At 71.1% G+C, this 17,758-nt stretch carries 20 protein-coding genes; 11 read left to right on the forward strand and 9 right to left on the reverse strand.

What is annotated here, in order from left to right:
* Window positions 1–694, reverse strand: a 694-nt coding sequence (locus tag ETD85_RS35310) for a sensor histidine kinase (protein ID WP_138694160.1), incomplete at its 3' end; no start/stop codon positions are given.
* A gap of 112 nt (window positions 695–806) precedes the next feature.
* On the opposite strand from ETD85_RS35310, the gene ETD85_RS35315 reads away from it, so the two are divergent.
* A complete protein-coding gene (locus ETD85_RS35315) occupies window positions 807–1,640 on the forward strand; it encodes an NmrA family NAD(P)-binding protein (protein WP_138694161.1) in 834 nt (277 codons plus the stop codon).
* Between the two features lie 99 nt (window positions 1,641–1,739).
* Here the strand turns inward: ETD85_RS35315 and ETD85_RS35320 are convergent, their stop codons facing one another.
* Window positions 1,740–2,576, reverse strand: coding sequence for a siderophore-interacting protein (locus ETD85_RS35320; protein WP_138694162.1), 837 nt, complete (start codon window positions 2,574–2,576; stop codon window positions 1,740–1,742).
* A gap of 107 nt (window positions 2,577–2,683) precedes the next feature.
* Window positions 2,684–3,661, reverse strand: coding sequence for an alpha/beta hydrolase (locus tag ETD85_RS35325; protein WP_240779636.1), 978 nt, complete (start codon window positions 3,659–3,661; stop codon window positions 2,684–2,686).
* Window positions 3,662–3,749: 88 nt separating this feature from the next.
* Here ETD85_RS35325 and ETD85_RS35330 point away from each other — a divergent pair, with 88 nt between their 5' ends.
* From ETD85_RS35330 to ETD85_RS35345, 4 genes are all read left to right on the forward strand, one after another.
* Window positions 3,750–3,983 carry a hypothetical protein gene (locus ETD85_RS35330; protein WP_170247002.1) on the forward strand — a complete coding sequence of 78 codons (234 nt, stop codon included), beginning with the start codon at window positions 3,750–3,752 and terminating at the stop codon, window positions 3,981–3,983.
* A gap of 188 nt (window positions 3,984–4,171) precedes the next feature.
* Window positions 4,172–4,867, forward strand: coding sequence for an ABC transporter permease (locus tag ETD85_RS35335; protein ID WP_240779637.1), 696 nt, complete (start codon window positions 4,172–4,174; stop codon window positions 4,865–4,867).
* A complete protein-coding gene (locus ETD85_RS35340) occupies window positions 4,860–5,648 on the forward strand; it encodes an ABC transporter permease (protein ID WP_138694164.1) in 789 nt (262 codons plus the stop codon). The genes ETD85_RS35335 and ETD85_RS35340 overlap by 8 nt, the downstream gene beginning before the upstream one ends.
* 2 nt (window positions 5,649–5,650) lie before the next feature.
* Window positions 5,651–6,409, forward strand: coding sequence for an ABC transporter ATP-binding protein (locus ETD85_RS35345; protein WP_138694165.1), 759 nt, complete (start codon window positions 5,651–5,653; stop codon window positions 6,407–6,409).
* Here the strand turns inward: ETD85_RS35345 and ETD85_RS35350 are convergent.
* The gene (locus ETD85_RS35350) at window positions 6,403–6,858 is read right to left on the reverse strand and encodes a hypothetical protein (protein ID WP_240779638.1); all 456 of its coding nucleotides are present in this window, start codon (window positions 6,856–6,858) and stop codon (window positions 6,403–6,405) included. The genes ETD85_RS35345 and ETD85_RS35350 overlap by 7 nt on opposite strands.
* Before the next feature lie 147 nt (window positions 6,859–7,005).
* On the opposite strand from ETD85_RS35350, the gene ETD85_RS35355 reads away from it, so the two are divergent.
* Together ETD85_RS35355 and ETD85_RS35360 are read left to right on the forward strand one after the other, a co-directional pair.
* Window positions 7,006–7,542, forward strand: coding sequence for an MFS transporter (locus tag ETD85_RS35355; RefSeq protein ID WP_138694167.1), 537 nt, complete (start codon window positions 7,006–7,008; stop codon window positions 7,540–7,542).
* Window positions 7,543–7,588: 46 nt separating this feature from the next.
* The gene (locus tag ETD85_RS35360; protein ID WP_138694168.1) at window positions 7,589–8,320 is read left to right on the forward strand and encodes a YcnI family copper-binding membrane protein; all 732 of its coding nucleotides are present in this window, start codon (window positions 7,589–7,591) and stop codon (window positions 8,318–8,320) included.
* Between the two features lie 91 nt (window positions 8,321–8,411).
* Here the strand turns inward: ETD85_RS35360 and ETD85_RS35365 are convergent, their stop codons facing one another.
* A complete protein-coding gene (locus ETD85_RS35365) occupies window positions 8,412–8,981 on the reverse strand; it encodes a TetR/AcrR family transcriptional regulator (protein ID WP_206058998.1) in 570 nt (189 codons plus the stop codon).
* Between the two features lie 90 nt (window positions 8,982–9,071).
* Between ETD85_RS35365 and ETD85_RS35370 the strand changes: the two genes are divergently transcribed.
* Window positions 9,072–9,482 (forward strand): organic hydroperoxide resistance protein, encoded by a 411-nt coding sequence (locus ETD85_RS35370; protein ID WP_138694169.1) that lies wholly within the window; start codon window positions 9,072–9,074, stop codon window positions 9,480–9,482.
* A 105-nt stretch (window positions 9,483–9,587) separates the two neighbouring features.
* On the opposite strand, the gene ETD85_RS35375 is transcribed toward ETD85_RS35370, so the two are convergent.
* The 3 genes from ETD85_RS35375 to ETD85_RS35385 are packed head-to-tail and all read right to left on the reverse strand — an operon-like array spanning window position 9,588 to window position 12,674.
* Window positions 9,588–10,544, reverse strand: coding sequence for an ABC transporter permease (locus ETD85_RS35375; protein ID WP_138694170.1), 957 nt, complete (start codon window positions 10,542–10,544; stop codon window positions 9,588–9,590).
* Window positions 10,531–11,517 (reverse strand): ABC transporter ATP-binding protein, encoded by a 987-nt coding sequence (locus tag ETD85_RS35380; RefSeq protein ID WP_206058999.1) that lies wholly within the window; start codon window positions 11,515–11,517, stop codon window positions 10,531–10,533. The genes ETD85_RS35375 and ETD85_RS35380 overlap by 14 nt, the downstream gene beginning before the upstream one ends.
* Window positions 11,514–12,674 (reverse strand): LolA family protein, encoded by a 1,161-nt coding sequence (locus ETD85_RS35385; RefSeq protein WP_138694171.1) that lies wholly within the window; start codon window positions 12,672–12,674, stop codon window positions 11,514–11,516. The genes ETD85_RS35380 and ETD85_RS35385 overlap by 4 nt, the downstream gene beginning before the upstream one ends.
* 127 nt (window positions 12,675–12,801) lie before the next feature.
* On the opposite strand from ETD85_RS35385, the gene ETD85_RS35390 reads away from it, so the two are divergent.
* Together ETD85_RS35390 and ETD85_RS35395 are read left to right on the forward strand one after the other, a co-directional pair.
* A complete protein-coding gene (locus ETD85_RS35390) occupies window positions 12,802–13,476 on the forward strand; it encodes a response regulator transcription factor (protein WP_138694172.1) in 675 nt (224 codons plus the stop codon).
* Entirely contained in the window at window positions 13,469–14,815 is a 1,347-nt protein-coding gene (locus ETD85_RS35395; protein ID WP_138694173.1) for a sensor histidine kinase, read from the forward strand. Before ETD85_RS35390 ends, ETD85_RS35395 begins: the two co-directional genes overlap by 8 nt.
* Window positions 14,816–15,167: 352 nt before the next feature.
* Here the strand turns inward: ETD85_RS35395 and ETD85_RS35400 are convergent, their stop codons facing one another.
* Window positions 15,168–16,037, reverse strand: a complete 870-nt coding sequence (locus ETD85_RS35400) for a LysR family transcriptional regulator (RefSeq protein WP_138694174.1) — start codon at window positions 16,035–16,037, stop codon at window positions 15,168–15,170.
* A gap of 391 nt (window positions 16,038–16,428) precedes the next feature.
* Here ETD85_RS35400 and ETD85_RS35405 point away from each other — a divergent pair, with 391 nt between their 5' ends.
* Window positions 16,429–17,658 (forward strand): neutral zinc metallopeptidase, encoded by a 1,230-nt coding sequence (locus ETD85_RS35405; RefSeq protein ID WP_240779639.1) that lies wholly within the window; start codon window positions 16,429–16,431, stop codon window positions 17,656–17,658.
* Window positions 17,659–17,758: the final 100 nt, after the last annotated feature.

A 17,758-nucleotide genomic window follows, 5' to 3' on the forward strand; every position in this document is an offset into this window, starting at 1 on the left:
CCCCCGGATCGTGCCGCAGCTCCCCCACCGTGGCGCGCAGCTCCCGCAACGCCTCGGCGCTCGCCTGCTTGATGGTGGCGAGCGCCTCCTCCGCCTTGTCCGGCCGGTCGTCGATCCGGTGCAGCGCCGCCCCCGCCTGGACGTTGATCAGCGACATCGCGTGCCCCACCGCGTCATGGACGTCACGGGCGATGCGCAGCCGTTCCTCGATGACCGCGCGCCGCTCCGCCGCGGCCAGGAACGCGCGGCGGCTGCGGGCCGCGGCCCCGAACGCGACCACCATGAGCAGCCAGCCGGTGATCATCAGGATGTCCCCCGGCGGCATGGCCGTCGTGATCTCCTGCCAGGCGGCTCCTGCGATCGCCAAGGCCCCGCAGGCCAGCGCGATCAGCGGGTGCGCCCGGTCCGCGACCGTGTAGACGGCCACGATGCAGGCCACGTAGATGGGCATCTCCGGATAGCCGCTCGCGAAGTACAGCCACGTCAGCGCCAGCTCCGCCAGCAGCACGAGCACCGGACGCCACCGGCGCAGCAGCAGAACGGCGGGCGCGAGCACGAGCAGCACGTGCCCCAGAGGCCACATCGACGCCAGGTCGACCTGGCCGACCAGAGGATACAGAACGAGGATGCCGACAACTGCGAGCACGACGAGAGCGTCGGCGACCAGGCCGCGCGGTCGCCACGAGAGCGCCATGGAGTCAGCTTAAACGCGGAAAGAAATCTTCCGCATGCCCTTCTACGGTGAGCGGGAAAGCGAGCCCGGCAGCAGGCGGGCACGTCCAGCTACAGCCCTCCAGGAGGCAGTCATGATCCTCGTCACCGCGGCCACCGCCCCCGTCGGCCGTTCCATCGTCGAGCAGCTCGCCGCCGCAGGCGCCCCTGTGCGCGCGCTCACCCGCGACCCGTCCTCAGCCGGGCTCCCCGGAGGGGCCGAGGTCGTCACGGGGGACCTGAACGATCCCGGGAGCCTGGCCGCCGCCTTCGACGGGGTCACCTCGGTGTTCCTGCTGGCCGCCGTGCCCGGTTTCGCCCCGGCGTTCCTCAAGGCCGCAGCCGAGGCGGGCGTGCGCCGGGTCGTGTTCCAGTCGTCGGGCGCCGTCGTGGACGGTGCCGAGCCCCAGCCCGACGACATCGCCGCGTTCCACGCGGACATCGAGCGCCAGATCCGCGACTCCGGGCTCGAATGGACGTTCCTCCGGCTCGCGGTCGCCTCGGCGGACGCGCTGCAGTGGGCGTTCGACGTGCCGGGCCAGCTCGAGAAGGGCGACGTGGTACGCGGTCCGTGGGCGGACGCCCAGGTCTCCCCCATCCATCCGGCCGATTTCGCGGCCGCCGCGATCGCCGCGCTGACGAGGGCCGAGCACGCCGGGCGTACGTACACGGTGACCGGCCCGCGCTCGATCACGCACGCCGAGCAGATCGCCCTGATCGGCCGGGCCCACGGGCGCGCCCTGCGCTACGAGGAGCTGCCCGAGCAGGAGGCGCGAAAGGCGATCAGCCCGTACGCCCCCGCGGACGTCCTGTTCGCCACCTGGTCGAGGCACCGTACGTCCCCCGCGCCGGTGACCGACACCATCGAACGGCTCACCGGCCGTCCCGCGCGCCCGACCGAGGAATGGGCGGCGGCCTACCCGATCTGAAGAAGGCGCCCGTCCCGGAGCAGCTCTCCGGAGCCGTCCGGGTCTCAGACCCCCCGACGAGGCCCGAACGCCCGAGACCGAGGGGGCAGCCCAGACGCGTCAGGAGGCGATGGCGGCGGCTTCCTCGGCCTCGACCTCGCGGTTCCAGTCACGCTTGACCTCGCGCCACCCCTCGTCATCCACCCCGATCCGCCAATATCCGGAAATAGACAACCGGTCCAGCCCAATCCCCCGCTCAACCCGCAGATACCGGCGAAGCTGCTTCACGAACCCCGCCTCCCCATGCACGAACGCGTGCACGTCCCCGTCGGGGAACTCCAGCGCCCGCACGGCCTCCACGAGCGCCTCGCCCACACGGCGCGCCCCCCGGTAGACCCACACGATCCGCGCGTCGGCCGCGCTGCCGAGCTTCTGCTCGTCCTGCGGCCCGTCCACCTCGACGAACACGTGCGCCAGGACGCCGTCCGGCAATGCCTCCAGCGCGGTCGCGATGGCCGGCAGGACGCTCTCGTCGCCCACCATCAGGTGCCAGTCGGCCGCGGCGTCGGGCGCGTACCCGCCACCGGGGCCCAGCAGGTACACGACGTCACCGGGCTTGGCCCGCGCCGCCCAGGGTCCCGCCAGGCCCTCGTCTCCGTGCACCACGAAGTCGAGCGTGAGCTCGCGGCTGTCCGGGTCCCAGGCGCGTACGGTGTAGGTCCGCAGCCGCGGCCAGAGCTCGCGCGCCATGGTCTCGCGGCAGGTCTTGACGCTGAAGGGCTCGGGGTATTCGACCCCTTCGAGGGGGAAGACGAGCTTCACGTAGTGGTCGGTCAGCCCCGTGGTGGCGAAGTCCGCCAGACCGTCGCCGCCGACCACGATGCGGACCATGTGCCGCGAGATCCATTCGCTCCGCAGAACGACGCCCCGATGATGATCCCTGGACTTCTCAGCCATCGAAAACAGCCCCCCTGGAAAGTTAGGTATACCTAACCTTACACCTCGTGATTGTCCAGAGTACGCCGTTAATTCGGAAAGGGGCAGTGCGTGAGGCGCAAAAGGGGTCAAGCGGCCGCCGAATCCCCCAGCGACGACGGCCTGGCGCCCACCGCCCCCAGGAACTGCGACATGTGCCGGAACGCCAGCCGCGCCTCGGGCAGCACATCGGCCAGGATCGGGAAGACGTGCGGCATCCGGCGCCATTCCTCGTACCGTACCGGCACTCCCGCCAGCCGCGCCCGCTCGGCCACCCGCCGCGCCTCCTCCCGCAGCACCTCCGTCGAGCCCGTCACGATCATGAGCGGCGGCAGCCCGGAGAAGTCCCCGAGCACCGGCGAGACCAGCGGATCGCGCGGGTCCAGCCCGGAGGTCCACCGGCGGGCCAGCCAGCGCACCCGGCTGGCCGGCAGCAGCGGATCCTGCCACCGGTTCGCCCGCCGCGGGAAGTCGGTCAGATCCGCCCACGGTGACAGGCAGATCGCCGCCGCCGGCCGCGGCAGGCCGCGGTCCCGCAGCGCCAGCAGCGTGGCCAGGGTCAGGTGACCGCCGGCGGAGTCGCCCGCCAGGATGATGTCCTCGGCGGCGTACCCCTGCCGCAGCAGGCAGTCGTAGGCGTCCAGCGCGTCGGCCAGCGAGTCCGCCAGCTTGTGCACCGGCCCCTGACGGTAGTCCAGCGCCAGGACCGGCCGCCGGGCCACCACCGACAACCGCCACGTGATAGACCGATGCGTGCCCGGCGAGCACGAGAAGTAGCCGCCACCATGGAAGTAGAGCAGCGCCTTGTCCTCGTCGAGGCCCTGTCCGCCCCTGACCCACTCCCCCGCGCACGCGGAGAACGCCGCGGGCGCGATCGACACATGCTCGGGATGCGGAACCTGGACCAGCCGCGCCAGATCCCCGAGCCTGGCCGCCCCGGCCAGCGCCAGCGGATGGCGCATCAGCAAGGTGGAAGCCGGCTTTAAGGTGCCGCGCATGAGCCCGGTGAGCGCGCGGGCCTGCCAGCTCAAGGGGTAGTCAGGCACCACATCCGCATCAATCCGCATATTGGTCCTCCGACGTAATACTTCCCCTGACGGACCACTTCCTACCGGCCAGTAAGTATCTCGTCTCTTACGCGGACATTTCGGCACTGTGTCACGCTCCGCGGCCCTCCACGACGCCTTCCCCGGCGCCATGGCCCTCCTGGCCAAAGACGGTGGCCTCTGGGTCTGCTGGCCCAAACGCGCCGGCAAGGTGCCCACCGACCTGTCGGAGAACCCCATCCGGAAATACGGCCTGGCCATGGGCCTGGTCGACAACAAGGTGGCCGCCGTCGACCCCACCTGGTCCGGCCTGCGCTTCGTTTATCGCGTTGCGGACCGCTGACCCGGCGACGCATAATTCCATGCTTCCCATCGGCAGACCCGTGCGCGGGTCCGGACACGGCTGGTCACCGTGTCATCACACTCCGGAGGTGCAAAACCATACCGCTCTACGCCCGGCTCGTCCGGTACGGCTTCCGCAAACACGCCACCTACCTCTGGGCCGCAGTCGCCGGCGCGTTCACCAACAGCGTGTTCGGCATCCTGCGCGCCTACATCCTCATCGCGCTCTGGCAGGCCCGCCCCGGGCTGGCCGGCTACGACATGCACGACGCCATCACCTTCTGCTTCGTCACCCAGGCGTTCATCGGGCCGATGCAGCTGTTCGGCGGCGGCCTCGGCATCCCCGAGCGCATCCGCACCGGCGACATCGCCCTCGACCTCGTCCGTCCCGCCTCGCTCCAGCTCTGGACCCTCGCCGAGGACGCGGGCCGGGCCTCCTACCTGTTCCTGATCCGCGGCATCCCGCCCATGCTGGTCGGCGCGGCCCTGTTCGGCATCGTCGTGCCCGCCTCCGCCGGCCAGTGGCTCGCCTTCCTGACCGGCTTCGCCCTGGCGGTCCTGGTCAGCTTCGGCTGGCGCTACCTCATCGCGCTGTCGGTCTGCTGGCTCGCCGACGACCGCGGCGTGGCCGTCCTATCGCTCGTGCTGACCACGTTCTTCAGCGGCATGATGGTGCCGCTGCACATCTTCCCCGGCTGGCTCGGCGAGCTGGCCAGGGCACTGCCCTGGGCGGCCATGGCCCAGCTGCCCACCGACCTCTACCTCGGCAAGGCCCCGATCCTGGACACCCTCGCCTTCCAGGCGTTCTGGGCGGCCGTCCTGCTCGGGATCGGCGCGCTCGCCACCAGGGCGATCCGCCACAAGGTGGTGATCCAGGGTGGTTAGAACGTATTTCCTGCTGGCCTGGACCTGGACCCGCGCCGCGGCGGCCTACCCGGTCTCGTTCGTGCTCATGAACGTGCTCGGCTTCGTCACCGCCGCGCTCGACGTCGCCGTCATCCTGGTCATCTTCGCCAACACCACCACGCTCGCCGGGTTCTCCCGCGACGAGGTCATCTTCCTGTACGGCACCGCCAGCCTGTCCTTCACGATCTGCGACACCTTCGTCAGCAACATCGACCGGATCAGCCAGCACATCAAGGCCGGCACCCTGGACACGTTCCTCATCAGGCCGGTCAGCGCCTGGATCCAGCTCACCACCGACCGCTTCAACGCCAACAGGGCCGGGCGGATCCTCCAGGCGGGCGCCGTGCTCGCCTACGCCGTCGCCGCGCTCGACCTCGACTGGCGGCGCACCTGGATGATCCCCGTCATGGTCGTCACCGGGCTCGTCATCTTCTCGGCGCTGTGGACGATCGGCGGCGCCCTGCAGTTCGTGCTCACCGACGCGCCGGAGGTGACCAGCTCCTTCACCTACGGCAGCCACCAGCTCAGCCAGTACCCCCTCAGCATCTACGCCCGCGACCTGGTCAAAGGCGTGACGTACGTGCTCCCGCTGGCCTTCGTCAACTGGCAGCCCGGCCTGTACGTGCTCGGCAGGGACGACCCGTTCGGCACGCCGGAGTTCATGCGGTTCATCGGGCCGGCCGCCGCGCTGGTCCTCACCCTGCTGGCCGCCCTGGCCTGGCGGCAGGGCATCAGGCACTACCGATCCACGGGGAGTTGACGATGATCGAGCTCGACCGGGCAGGCCGCTCGTTCAAGGTGAAGAAGAACGTCGTCCATGCCGTGCACGACCTGTCGTTCACCGTGACGCCGGGGGAGTTCGTCGGCTACCTCGGGCCCAACGGCGCGGGCAAGTCCACCACGATCAAGATGCTGTGCGGCATCCTCACCCCCACCTCGGGGAAGGTCCGGGTGGCCGGGCTCGACCCGTCGCGCAGGCGCACGACGCTGGCGCGGCGGATCGGCGTGGTGTTCGGCCAGCGGACGACGCTGTGGTGGGACCTGCCGCTCTCGGACAGCTTCGAACTGATCCGGCACCTTTACAAAGTAGATCGCCCCGTCTTCAGGTCGAGGCTCGCCGAGCTGACCGAAACCCTGGATCTGGGACCGTTCCTGCGCACCCCGGTGCGCCAGCTCAGCCTGGGCCAGCGCATGCGGGGCGACCTCGCGGCGGCGCTCCTGCACGCGCCCGACGTGCTGGTGCTGGACGAGCCGACCATCGGGCTCGACGTGGTGAGCAAGGCCAGCATTCGCGACTTCCTGCGCCGGGTGAACGCCGAGCAGGGCACGACCGTGCTGCTGACCACCCACGACCTGGGTGACATCGAACGCCTGTGCCGCCGGGTCATGCTGATCGACCACGGACGGCTGGCGTTCGACGGGACGCTCGACGATCTGATGGCCACGGCGCCCGACACGTCCTCGATCGAGGACGTCGTCACCCGCCTCTACACCGGCGGCGGCCCGATCACGGCTCAGTAATAGCTGCCCTCCGGCGTGGTCTCATATTCCTCGTCCAAGTCGTCGTGCCGGCGCGACCAGCGCGACGGCATCAGCACGGGGATGAACAGGACCACGCCGAGCAGGGCGAGCACGCCCGTCGTCAGCATCGTCCTGGCCCCGAAGCCCGCGTCCCTGACGATCTGGTTCACCGACGCCTCGGCCGGGATCAGGGACAGCGCCCTGTTCACGTCGAGGGCGTAGACGACCGTCCAGGCCAGCAGGACCATCGACGGCACGAACGTCGCCAGCGGCGAGATCCTGCCCGCCGTCACAAGCCCGACGACCAGCCCTATCGCGGCCATCGCGCCGAGCGCTATCCACATTTTCTGGCTGTCCGGTGGGGTCGCCGCCACACTGCCGTAGGCCTGCTGCACGGCCCAGCCACCGCCTCCCAGCACGGCCGCCGTCACCACAAGCCCGATGAGCAAACCAGCTAAGTGCCGCAACGTTCTCACCTCTATGTCAACGCGGTCGGCACGACCATAGCGACAAATGCCATTTTCGGACCAGGCATTGCGCAGCTTGAAACTCGAGGTCTCATGACTCCCTGCCCCGTGAGAGCATGGGGCACACCCATGCACGCGCATCTCCCCCTCAGGCTCGCGCGGACGGCCGCCTTCGCCGCTGTCTGCGTGACCCTGGCCGCGTTCGCCCACGTGCTGGGCGGCGGTTCCGCACCGGCTCCGTGGATCGCGGGCCTCGGGCTCGCCGGCGTGGCCGGGCTGGGGCTGGCGCTGTGCGGCAGGGAGCGCTCGACGCCGACGATCAACCTCGTCCTCGTCGGCGCGCAGCTGGGATTGCACGAGCTGTTCGCCGGCGACGGCGGGACCTACGTCTCGGTGCACGGGCATGGCGGCCAGGGCCTCGGGGTCAGCGCCGGCATGCTGCTCACGCACCTGACGGCGACGCTGATCACCGGGCTGTGGCTGGCGCGCGGCGAGGCCGCGCTCTGGTCGCTGCTGCGCCGCGCCGGCCGCCGTCTCATGCTGCTCCGGCCGGTCGCGGCGCCCGCCGCACCGCCCATCGTGCCGATCGTGCGCACCAGGGTCGTCCCGCTCCAGCCGGATTTCCGGCACAGCGTGGCCAGGCGTGGTCCTCCACTTCCCGCCTGACCGTCTGACACCCCTTCATCCCCCGATCACCAAAGTGGAGTTTCACATGTCCTTCGTACGCCGTGCCGCGACCGTGCTCGCCGCCGCCACCGCACTCACCGCCGGCCTCGCCCTGCCCGCGCTGGCCCACGTCACCATCCAGCCGGGCACCGCCGAGCAGGGCGGGTTCACCAAGGTCGCCTTCCGGGTGCCCAACGAGCGCGACAACGCCTCGACCGTCAAGATCGAGGTCTCCTTCCCCGCCGACCACCCGCTGGCCTTCGTGTCGGTCAAGCCCGTGCCCGGGTGGGACGTCAAGGTCACGGAGAGCAAGCTGCCCACGCCGGTCAAGACCGAGTACGGCGACCTGGAGGAGGCCGTCACCAAGGTCGTCTGGTCGGGCGGCAAGATCAACCCGGGCGAGTTCCAGGAGTTCGAGGTGTCCATGGGGCAGCTGCCCAAGGACGTCGACTCGCTGACGTTCCCCACGAAGCAGGAATACTCGGGCGGCGAGGTCGTCAACTGGGCCGATGCCCCCAAGACGGACGGCACCGAGGCGGAGCACCCGGCTCCGCTGCTGAAGCTGACGCCGGCGAGCGGGGACGAGGCGCACGGCTCGGCCTCCGCCAGCGCGGCTCCGGCGGCTGCCTCCCCGTCGGTGAGCCCGGTGGCGGCCGCGGCCGAGTCCGGGTCGGCCGGCGACGGCACGGCGCGGCTCCTGGGCGGCGCGGGCCTGGTGGTGGGCGTCATCGGCATCGTGGTGGGCGCGCTCGGCCTGCGCCGCCGCCCCACCGCCTGACGAAACCGCACGGCGACCCGCGCCGGGCCGCCCGGTGAATCGCACGGCGGCCCGCACCAGGCCGCCCGGTGGGAGCGCGCGACGGCCCGCGTCAGACCGCCAGCACCCGGGAGAGCATGTCCTCCACCGCGGTGCGGACGGTGGCCGGGTCGTCGAGCTCGAAGCCGACCACGAGGCCGTCCCTGACCATCAGCAGCACGTCGGCGGTCCGCTCGGGATCCGGGTGGCCGTCGGCGGCCAGGAGGTCGCGGTAGGTGTCACGCGTCCAGCGCCGGTGCGCGGCGATGGCCTGCCGCACGGGATGCGCGGGGTCGGGATACTCGGCCGCCGTGTTGACGAAAGGGCAGCCTCGATACGTCGGACCGGCGCCGAACTCGCACATGAACGAGAAGACGGCCAGCAGTCGCGCTCCCGGCGGCTCCGCCCGCATGCCCTCGATCACGGCCCGCTGCAGCGCCCCCTGCTCGACGACGTACGCCCGGACCAGCTCGTCCTTGCTGGGGAAGTGGTGGTAGAAGGTCGCCTTGGCGACGCCGGCCTCCGCGATGATCCGGTCGATGCCCACCGCATGGACGCCCTCCGCGTAGAACAGGCGGGCGGCGGTCTGGAGCACCCGGGTGCGGGCTGGGCTCGGGCGGCTTTCCGGCGTTTCTGAGCTCACCCTGTTGACGCTACCAGACAGATCTGTCTACTCTCATGTCGAGAGAGATAGACAGACAGGTCTGTCTACTCAATGAGAGGTCAGGGAACCATGAGCATGTACACCGCCATCGCCACCTCAGCCGGCCGCGACGCCCGCGCGGTCTCCTCCGACGGGAGGCTCGACGTCAAGCTCGCCCTCCAGAAGGAGCTGGGCGGAGACGGCCAGGGCACCAACCCCGAGCAGCTCTTCGCCGCCGGCTACGCGGCCTGCTTCGCCGCGTCGCTGCAGTTCGTCGCCGCGAGCAAGAAGATCGACATCTCCGACGCCGCCGTCACGGCCGAGATCGGCCTGTCCTCCAACGGCAAGAACGGCTTCCAGCTCGACGCCACGCTGCGGGTCGAGCTGCCGGACGGACTCGCGCCGGAGACGGCCCAGGAGCTGGTCGAGGCCGCCCACACGGTGTGCCCGTACTCCAACGCCACCCGCGGCAACATCCCGGTCAAGCTGGTCGTCGAGTAGCCGGCCGGCGCCGGGGCCCTGACGCGCCTGACCGGCACGACCGGCCGCCCCCGCCCGATGATTCCCGGGCGGGGGCGCTGCACGCTCGGCGGCGGGACCTGCCGGTCAGGAGGTGATGTCCTTGCCGGAGAAGCGGGCCCAGGCGATCGATCCGAACAGCACGATGTACGCCCCGAACGCCAGCAGCCCCTCCCTCATCGACTCGCCGTCGATCGGGCTGCGCAGCACGGCGTCGAAGTCGGTGAACCTGGTCGGCAGCAGGTACGGCGTGATCGAGTCGAGCGCGGGGATCGCGCGCAGCACCTGGCAGACGATGACCAGCACGACGGTGCCCGCGATGGCCCCGATGGGCACCTCGGTGAACGTCGACAGCGCCACCGCCACGGCGGCCAGGGCGGCCATGCCCGCGCCCACGTACCCGACGGCGATGAGGATCCGCAGCAACCCGTCCGCGACGGAGATCGTGGTCCCCGACAGCATCGTGACGGGCCCGACGGGGAAGAGGATCAGCCCCGTCACGAGCGCCGCCAGCGCCACCACGGCGGTCACCGCGTAGGCGAAGATCACCGCGTTGAGGTATTTGACCAGCAGCAGCCGCGTGCGCCCCGCCGGAGCGGCCAGCAGGTAGCGCAGCGTCCCCGCGCCCGCCTCGCCCGCGATCGAGTCCCCCGCCACCACGCTGACGGCGACCGGCATCAGCAGCAGCACCAGGAACGAGAACGCCGCGAACGTCAGCATGAGGCTGTTGCCGGCCACGGCCTGGATGATCCCGCCCATGCCCTCCTCGGCGCCGGCGATCCGCAGCGCGACGCCGAGCACCACCGGGACGAGCGCGACCACGCCCAGCATCGCGAGGTTGCGCGGCCGGCGGAACGTCAGGCCCAGCTCGGAGCCGAGCAGCCGCCAGAACGACGACGCCGTCCTGGCCGGGGGCGCGGCGGGCACGACCGGCTCCGCCGCCGCGTGCGCGCGCCGCTCGGCGGTGCGCAGGGTCTCGGTCACCGGCACGAGCCCGGGCGTGCGCCGCTCCTGCGTCTCGGCCGCCGACTCAACCGTCGACATCGAAGCCCTCCCCTGTCAGTCCCACGAACACGTCCTCCAGGCTCGGCCGCACGACGGCCAGCCCGCGTACGGCCACGCCCTCACCCACCAGGGCGGCGTTGATCCGCTCCGGCGCGTGCCCGCCCAGCTCGGCGGTGACCTCCGCGCCCGCGGCCCGCACGTCGGCCAGCCCGAGCGTGCCGAGCACCCGCGCGGCGTCGGCCGCGTCGGGCGTCTCGATCCTGACGCGGGTCACGAGGCCGCCGCTCAGCGAGGCGATCGTGCCCTGCGCGACGAGCTCGCCGGTGCGCATGATGGCGGCGTGCGTGCACATCTGCTCGACCTCCGCCAGCAGGTGGGAGGAGACGAAGACGGTGGTGCCGTCGGCGGCGATCTCCTTGACCAGGGCGCGCACCTCGCGGGTGCCCTGCGGGTCGAGCCCGTTGGTCGGCTCGTCCAGGATGAGCAGCTCGCGCGGCCCCAGCAGCGCGGCCGCGATGGCCAGGCGCTGGCGCATGCCGAGCGAGTAGTTGCGAAAGCGCTTGCCCGCGGCGGCCGACAGCCCCACGCGGTCGAGCGCGTCGGCGATCCGCCGCTTGGCGGTGCCGCGCTGCGCGGTCGGGTCGGCGGAGTCGAAGCGCAGCAGGTTCGCCGCGCCCGACAGATACGGGTAGAACGCCGGCCCCTCGACCAGCGCCCCCACCCTCGGCAGCGCCTGGGCCGGCGGCAGGCCGAGCACGGAGTACGTGCCGGCCGTGGGCGCGACCAGGCCGAGCAGCATGCGGATGGTGGTGGTCTTGCCCGAGCCGTTCGGCCCGAGGAAGCCGAACACCGAGCCGCGCGGCACGGCCAGGTTCAGGGTGTTCACCGCGATCTGGCCGCCGCGGAAGCGCTTGGTCAGGCCCTCGGTGACGATGGCCGCGCCGTCCGCTCCGATCCCCGGCGGCGGGGCCGCCCCGAAGGGCGCCCCCGCTTCCTGCACGACGGTCGTCACTTGACGCCCGCCGCCTTGATGATCTCTTCCGGGGTGACCGCGCCCACCAGGAGGCGGCCGTCGTCGGTCAGCAGGGCCGTGACGAGCTTGGTCTTGATCAGCTTGCCCGAGCCCCACGTGCCGCTCACCGGGGTGGCCGACTTGAGCACGCCGTCCAGCAGCGCGCTCGGGTCGGTGCCGCCGCCGTGCTGCCTGCCCTCGGGCGTCGCAGCCGGCTCGGCGGCCAGGTCCGACAGCGAGAACGGCAGGACCGTGACCGTCGCCCAGCCCTCGCCGACGACCTTCACCCGGTCCGCGACGTCCTTGGCCTTCTCCGCCTGCTCCTCCGTGCCCGCCTCGGCGCCCTCGTCGAAGCCGATCGTCTTCTCCTCCACCTTGGCGCCCGCGGGCGGGGTGAACTCGAAGTTCTCGGCGGCCGGCGGCGTGAACGTCACCTGGGTGAACCCGATCTGGAACGCCGGCTCCGCCGAGCCCTTGGCGTACACCTGCACCTGCAGCGGGACGTACGTCTCGCCGTCGAGCGCGATGCGTACCTCCTGCACCAGCGAGCCCTCCGCCTTGGGCGCCAGCACGAGCTGGTAGACCGGGCGGCCCGCCACCTCGGCCGTGTTGATCACCCGGACGGCGGTGTGCTTGTCGGCACCGGCCAGCACCCGCTCGGCCACCTGCTGCGGCGTCAGATCGGTCGGCTGCGGCGTGGCCGGGGCGTGCTGCCGCCCGGCGGCGTCCGCCTTGACCTTCAGCTTGGTGGCGGTGTTGTCGCTGCTGTTCCAGTACCAGGCCTGATCGCCGTTCACGATCAGGTTGGTCTCGCTCAACTGGGTCGGCATGGCCACCCGCAGCTTGTCGGCGGCGCCGTACCAGACCTTCACCTCGTGCGAGCCGGACAGCAGGCTCAGCGGCGACCCGCCGCCGGCCTGCGGCAGCGCCGGCAGGCCGAGCGAAGCCGTCTGCTGCACCGTGCCGGACATCGGCGGGAGGCCGTGGTCCTTGCTGGTCGCCGCCGCCGCGTCGGCCAGCAGTTGCTGGGCCGACCGCTCCGGCAGCACGGGCTCGCCGCTCACCGCGGCGATGACGGGGCCGGCGCCGATCGCGGCTCCGATCACGGCCGCCGCCGCGATCGGGACTCCCCACCTCACGAACGTGCCTCTGCGCATCTCACTCCTTAACGGTATGTCGATGCTCAGAGCCTGCGTGATGCATCCTGTGGCAGACCTGAGACAGTCTGAGACGGCTCTCAGCCTTCTCAGCGTTGTCTCAGGGCAGGAAAAGGAGAATCGCCTCATGAGAGTACTTGTCGTCGAGGACGAACGGCGGATGGCGGCCGCGCTCCAGCGGGGGCTCCAGGCCGAGGGCTTCGCCGTGGATCTCGCCCACGACGGCGAGGAGGGGCTCCACGCGGCCAGGCACGGCGACTACGACATCGTCGTGCTCGACATCATGCTGCCCCGGCTGTCGGGGTACAACGTGTGCAAGCAGTTGCGCGCCGAGGAGAACTGGGTGCCGATCCTGATGCTGTCGGCCAAGGACGGCGAGTACGACATGGCCGACGGGCTGGATCTGGGCGCCGACGACTATCTGACGAAGCCGTTCTCGTACGTGGTGCTGGTGGCCAGGCTGCGGGCGCTGCTGCGGCGCGACTCGGGGCGGCGGCCGTCGGTCCTGGTGGCGGGCGATCTGTCGCTGGATCCCGCGCGGCGCAGGGTCGAGCGGGGCGAGAGCGCGATCGAGCTGACGCCGAGGGAGTTCGCGCTGCTGGAATACCTGATCCGCCGCCGGGACGAGGTCGTGTCCAAGTCGGAGATCCTGGAGCACGTGTGGGACACCTTCGACACCGACCCGAACGTGGTCGAGGTGTACGTGGGCTACCTGCGGCGCAAGATCGACGCCCCGTTCGGCAGGAACGCGCTGCAGACCGTGCGCGGCGCGGGTTACCGGCTGGCGGGCGACGGTGGCTGACTCCCCGCTGGCCTGGTGGCGGCGTCAGGGCCTGCGCTTCAGGCTCACCGTGGCGGCCTCCGCGGTGCTCGCGTTCGCGCTGGCGATCTCGGCCTCGGTGCTGCTCACCGTGCTGGACCGGACGCTGATCGACACCGTGGACGAGTCCACCAGGCAGCAGGCGCAGGCCGTGCGCGTGGCGGCCGACGCGGGGACGCTGACCAGCCCGATCACCACGCACGACGGCACGATCGTGCAGGTCATCGACGCGAAGGGGCGGATCACGCACGTCACCTACGGCACCGACCGGCTGGTGCCGCTGCTGGGCGTGCGGGCCAGGGCGGAGGTGCTGAGGAGCGGGCGGGCGACGATGCTGGACGGGCGGCCGTACGCGATCCCCGGCCCCCTGCGGGTGGTCGTGCTCAGCGCGGACCGCGGCCAGACCGTGGTGGCGGCCAGGCCCATCAGCGAGATCCAGACCAGCCTCGGCACCGCGGGCAGGGTGCTGCTGGTCGGCACGCCCGCGCTGATCGTGCTGCTGGCGGTGGCGAGCTGGCTGATGATCGGCCGTACGCTGCGCCCGATCGCCGCGCTGCGCAAGGGCGCGGCGGACATCACGCACACGGCCAGGTCGCGCCGGCTGCCGGTGCCGCAGTCGCGGGACGAGGTCCATTCGCTGGCCACCACGCTGAACGGCATGCTGGCCCGGCTGGAGGAGGCCGAGCAGCGGCAGCGGGCGCTGGTCTCCGACGCCGCGCACGAGCTGCGCAGCCCGCTCGCGAGCATCAGGCTGCAGCTGGAGGTGGCGCTCGGCCATCCGGAGGGACAGGACTGGCCGGAGACCGCCGAGGGCGTGCTGGAGGACACGATGCGGCTGGCCAGGCTGGCGGAGGACCTGCTCGCGCTGGCCCGGCTCGACGAGCGCGGCGGCGTGCCCGCCAGGCGTGAGCCGGTCCACCTCGACGAGGTGGTGCGGCAGACCGTAGACAGGTACGGCGAGGCCCGCCTGACGGCCTGCGACCCGGTCGTGGTCCAGGGCGACGCCCTCGACCTCAGCCGGGTGCTGACGAACCTCATGGACAACGCCACCCGCCACACCTTCTCCAAGGTGGAGGTGGCGCTGACGGCCGACGGCGTCCTGACGGTGGCCGACGACGGGCCCGGCATTCCCGAGCAGGACCGTGAGCGCGTGTTCAACCGCTTCACCAGGCTCGACTCCGGGCGCAGCCGCGATGAGGGCGGCACCGGGCTCGGGCTGGCCATCGTGCGCGAGACGGTGCTGGCGCACGGTGGCACGGTCGTGCTGGAGGACGCCGCGCCGGGGCTGAGGGCCGTGGTGCGGCTGCCGCTTTCCCGCTAGAGCAGCGGGCGTTCCCGCTGGAGCAGCAGGCATTCCCGCTGGAGCAGCAGGCATTCCCGCTGGAGCAGCGGGCTCCCACTGAAGCAGCGTGAGAACGCTCCTCGCGAGGGGCGGCAGGCTCAGGCGAGTTGCTGCGGGTCACGGGCTGAAAGCAGGTCTCCGGTGATGGCCCTCAGGGGCACGGCGTCGTCGCCGGGCCCCCTGGGCTCGGATGTTCCGGGCCCCTGTTCTGTGCTTTCCGGGTGCGGCCTTGCTGTTCGTCTCTGACGTGCCGGCGGCTGGTGCGGCCAGTGCGGCTCTGTGCGGTGTCAGAGGCTGTGCGATGGGGGTGTGTGGATCGTTCCGAAAGCGGTCAGGCGGCTGTCCCCTTTTCTGCGGTGGCCAGGAAGTCCTGGGCGATCAGCGGCAGGCGCCGGCGAGCGTGCACGACGGCGATGACGCGTCGGACGGCGGGTTCGAGCGAGCGCACCACGAGGCCCGCGCGGCCGGCCTGCTCGGCCATGCCGCGGTACCACAGCAGCGACGCCTGTCCGGCGCGCACCGCGTTGAGCCAGCCGTTGCGTTCGTCGGTCTCGAGCACGACCACCGGCGTGACCGAGTACTTGCCGAACATCGCGTCGAGCTCCCTGCGCCGCATGCTGCCACGGGCGGGCAGCGCCAGGCGCATCCCGTGGAGCTTGCCCATCGGCACCGGGTTGGGCAGGTCGAGCCCGGGCGGGGAGATCAGCACGATCTCCTGGCGCTCGAGCGGATGGGTGATGAGGTCGGTGGGCACGGGCAGATCGGTGAGGCCGAGGTCGGCTCGCTGATCCCTGATGGCGGTGACGACGCCGTCTCTGCCGTCGCACCGCACGATGTGCACGCGTACCCCCGGGTGCTCGGCCGCGTAGGCCGGCAGGAGCCGACCGGCGAGACCGGGTTCGAGGCTGGGCGTGGAGGCGATGCGGAGCTCCGCCTCCGTGATGCCGCTGTGGTTGGCCAGGCCCTCGATCTCGTGTACGGCGTCGAGTGCCTCCCTTGCCAGTTTGACCACCCGGCGGCCCTGCGCGGTGACCACCACGCCACGGCCTGAACGAGCGAAGAGCGTCATGCCGAGCTCTCGCTCCAGATCGCGGATCGCGCGGGACAGCGCAGGCTGCGCGATATAGAGCGACCTGGCCGCGTCGGTCATGGTGCGGTGCTCCGCAGTCGCGACCACATAGCGGAGCTGCTGGAGATTCATGCCAAGAAAGCTAGGACACCGCCCGCCGCGCGGACCGAAAGATAGCGGAGATCACCTCGAATGATTTCGGACTGTAACCACGCACTGCTACATCCGTGACGGGTGATAAATGAGTATGCTTTTGCCCCAAATTTGGCAAAGGCCCGACTAGTCGCGCCGCCAAGCCATCCATTCCGGACAACCGGGTAAACGGGGAGACACGGTGACAGGGAACGGGCAATATCCACCCCCGCCCCAGGGGCCCGGGCAGCCACAGCGGCCTCCTTCGTTGCCCTGGCCGCCGCCCGGCCACCGCCAGCCGCAACCGCAGGGCGGTCAGGGCAACCCCTATCCGCCGCCGCCCCAGGCGCCGCCGCCGCACTATCCGCAGCGGCCGGCCCCTCCTCAAGGTATGCCGCCCCAGGGGATGCCCCCGCAGGGGCCCGCGTACCCGCAGGGGCAGCCGTATCCGCAAGGGCAGCCGTACCCGCAGGGCCAGCCGCAGCAATACCCACCGCAGTACCCGCCGCCGCCCTACGGGCAGCAGCCGTACCGGCAGCCGCCGCCTCCTCCCCCGCCGCCACCACCGATGCCGCCGCCCATGCCGACGCTGCGCATGCCGCAGCCGCCGCGCAGGAAGTCGGGCATGGGCGTCATCGGGGTGCTCGGCGCCGTGTTCGGGTCGCTGGCGGCGCTGTTCGTGCTGATCATCATCGGCGCGGCGATGCTCAAGAGCTCCTCCAGGTCCGAGACGACCACGCCGATCGCGATCCCGACGTACGAGCCGTCGCAGCGGGCCACCGACGACGACGAGCCGCCCCGCACGCGTACGGAGGAGCCGACCAGAAGGGCCACCGAGGAGCCCGAGCCCGAGCCGACGGCGGCCACCCAGCAGCCCAAGGTCACGCTCAACACGAGCCTGAAGAACAACACGATGTACCGGGCCGGCACCCTGCCCAGGCTCAACTGCCAGGCCGGCGGTGCCAACATCTTCAACCACAACCAGCTCAAGTCGCTGATCCTGAAGACGGGCCGGTGCATGGACAAGGCGTGGCAGCCGATCCTGGAGAAGCAGGGCATCCGGTTCAGCCCGCCGGGCTACTCCATCGTCGCCAAGCGGGGCAGGGGCGCGTGCGGCGACTACCCGTCGGCGGGCAGCATGGTGCCGTACTACTGCCCGCGCAACAACACCATCTACGCCTCCACCTCGGCCATGGCCAGGGGCAACGGCAACGCCCGCGGGTACGGCCAGATCATCACCTGGCACGGCGGCATCATCAGCATGATGGCCCACGAGTACGGCCACCACGTCCAGAACATCACGGGCCTGATGGACTCGTGGTGGCGCTCCACGCTCGACTCCTCCAGCCAGAGCGGCAAGCTGGCGCTCAGCAGGCGGCTGGAGCTGCAGGCCACCTGCTTCGGCGGCATGTGGATGCGGTCGGTGGCGTCGTCGTACCCGATCAGCTCCTCGAACAAGAGCCGGCTGTTCTGGTTCTACGCCCAGGTGGGCGACTACCCCGGCTGGCCGCGCGACCACGGGACGCCGGCGAACAACAATCGGTGGTTCAGACAGGGGTGGGAGCGCAACAAGGCATACCAGTGCAACACGTGGATGGCGCCCTCCTCAACGACCTCCTGATGGGCACGTGGTGTTCATCTCAGGTTGGGCACATGTCTCCGATGTCCAGGTATGGGGGCTAGAATCCTGGCAATCTTGTGCCCGACGTGGGACAAACGAC

Origin of the sequence: Nonomuraea zeae (genome assembly GCF_005889725.1) — a bacterium.
In the GTDB taxonomy this organism is placed as follows: domain Bacteria; phylum Actinomycetota; class Actinomycetes; order Streptosporangiales; family Streptosporangiaceae; genus Nonomuraea; species Nonomuraea zeae.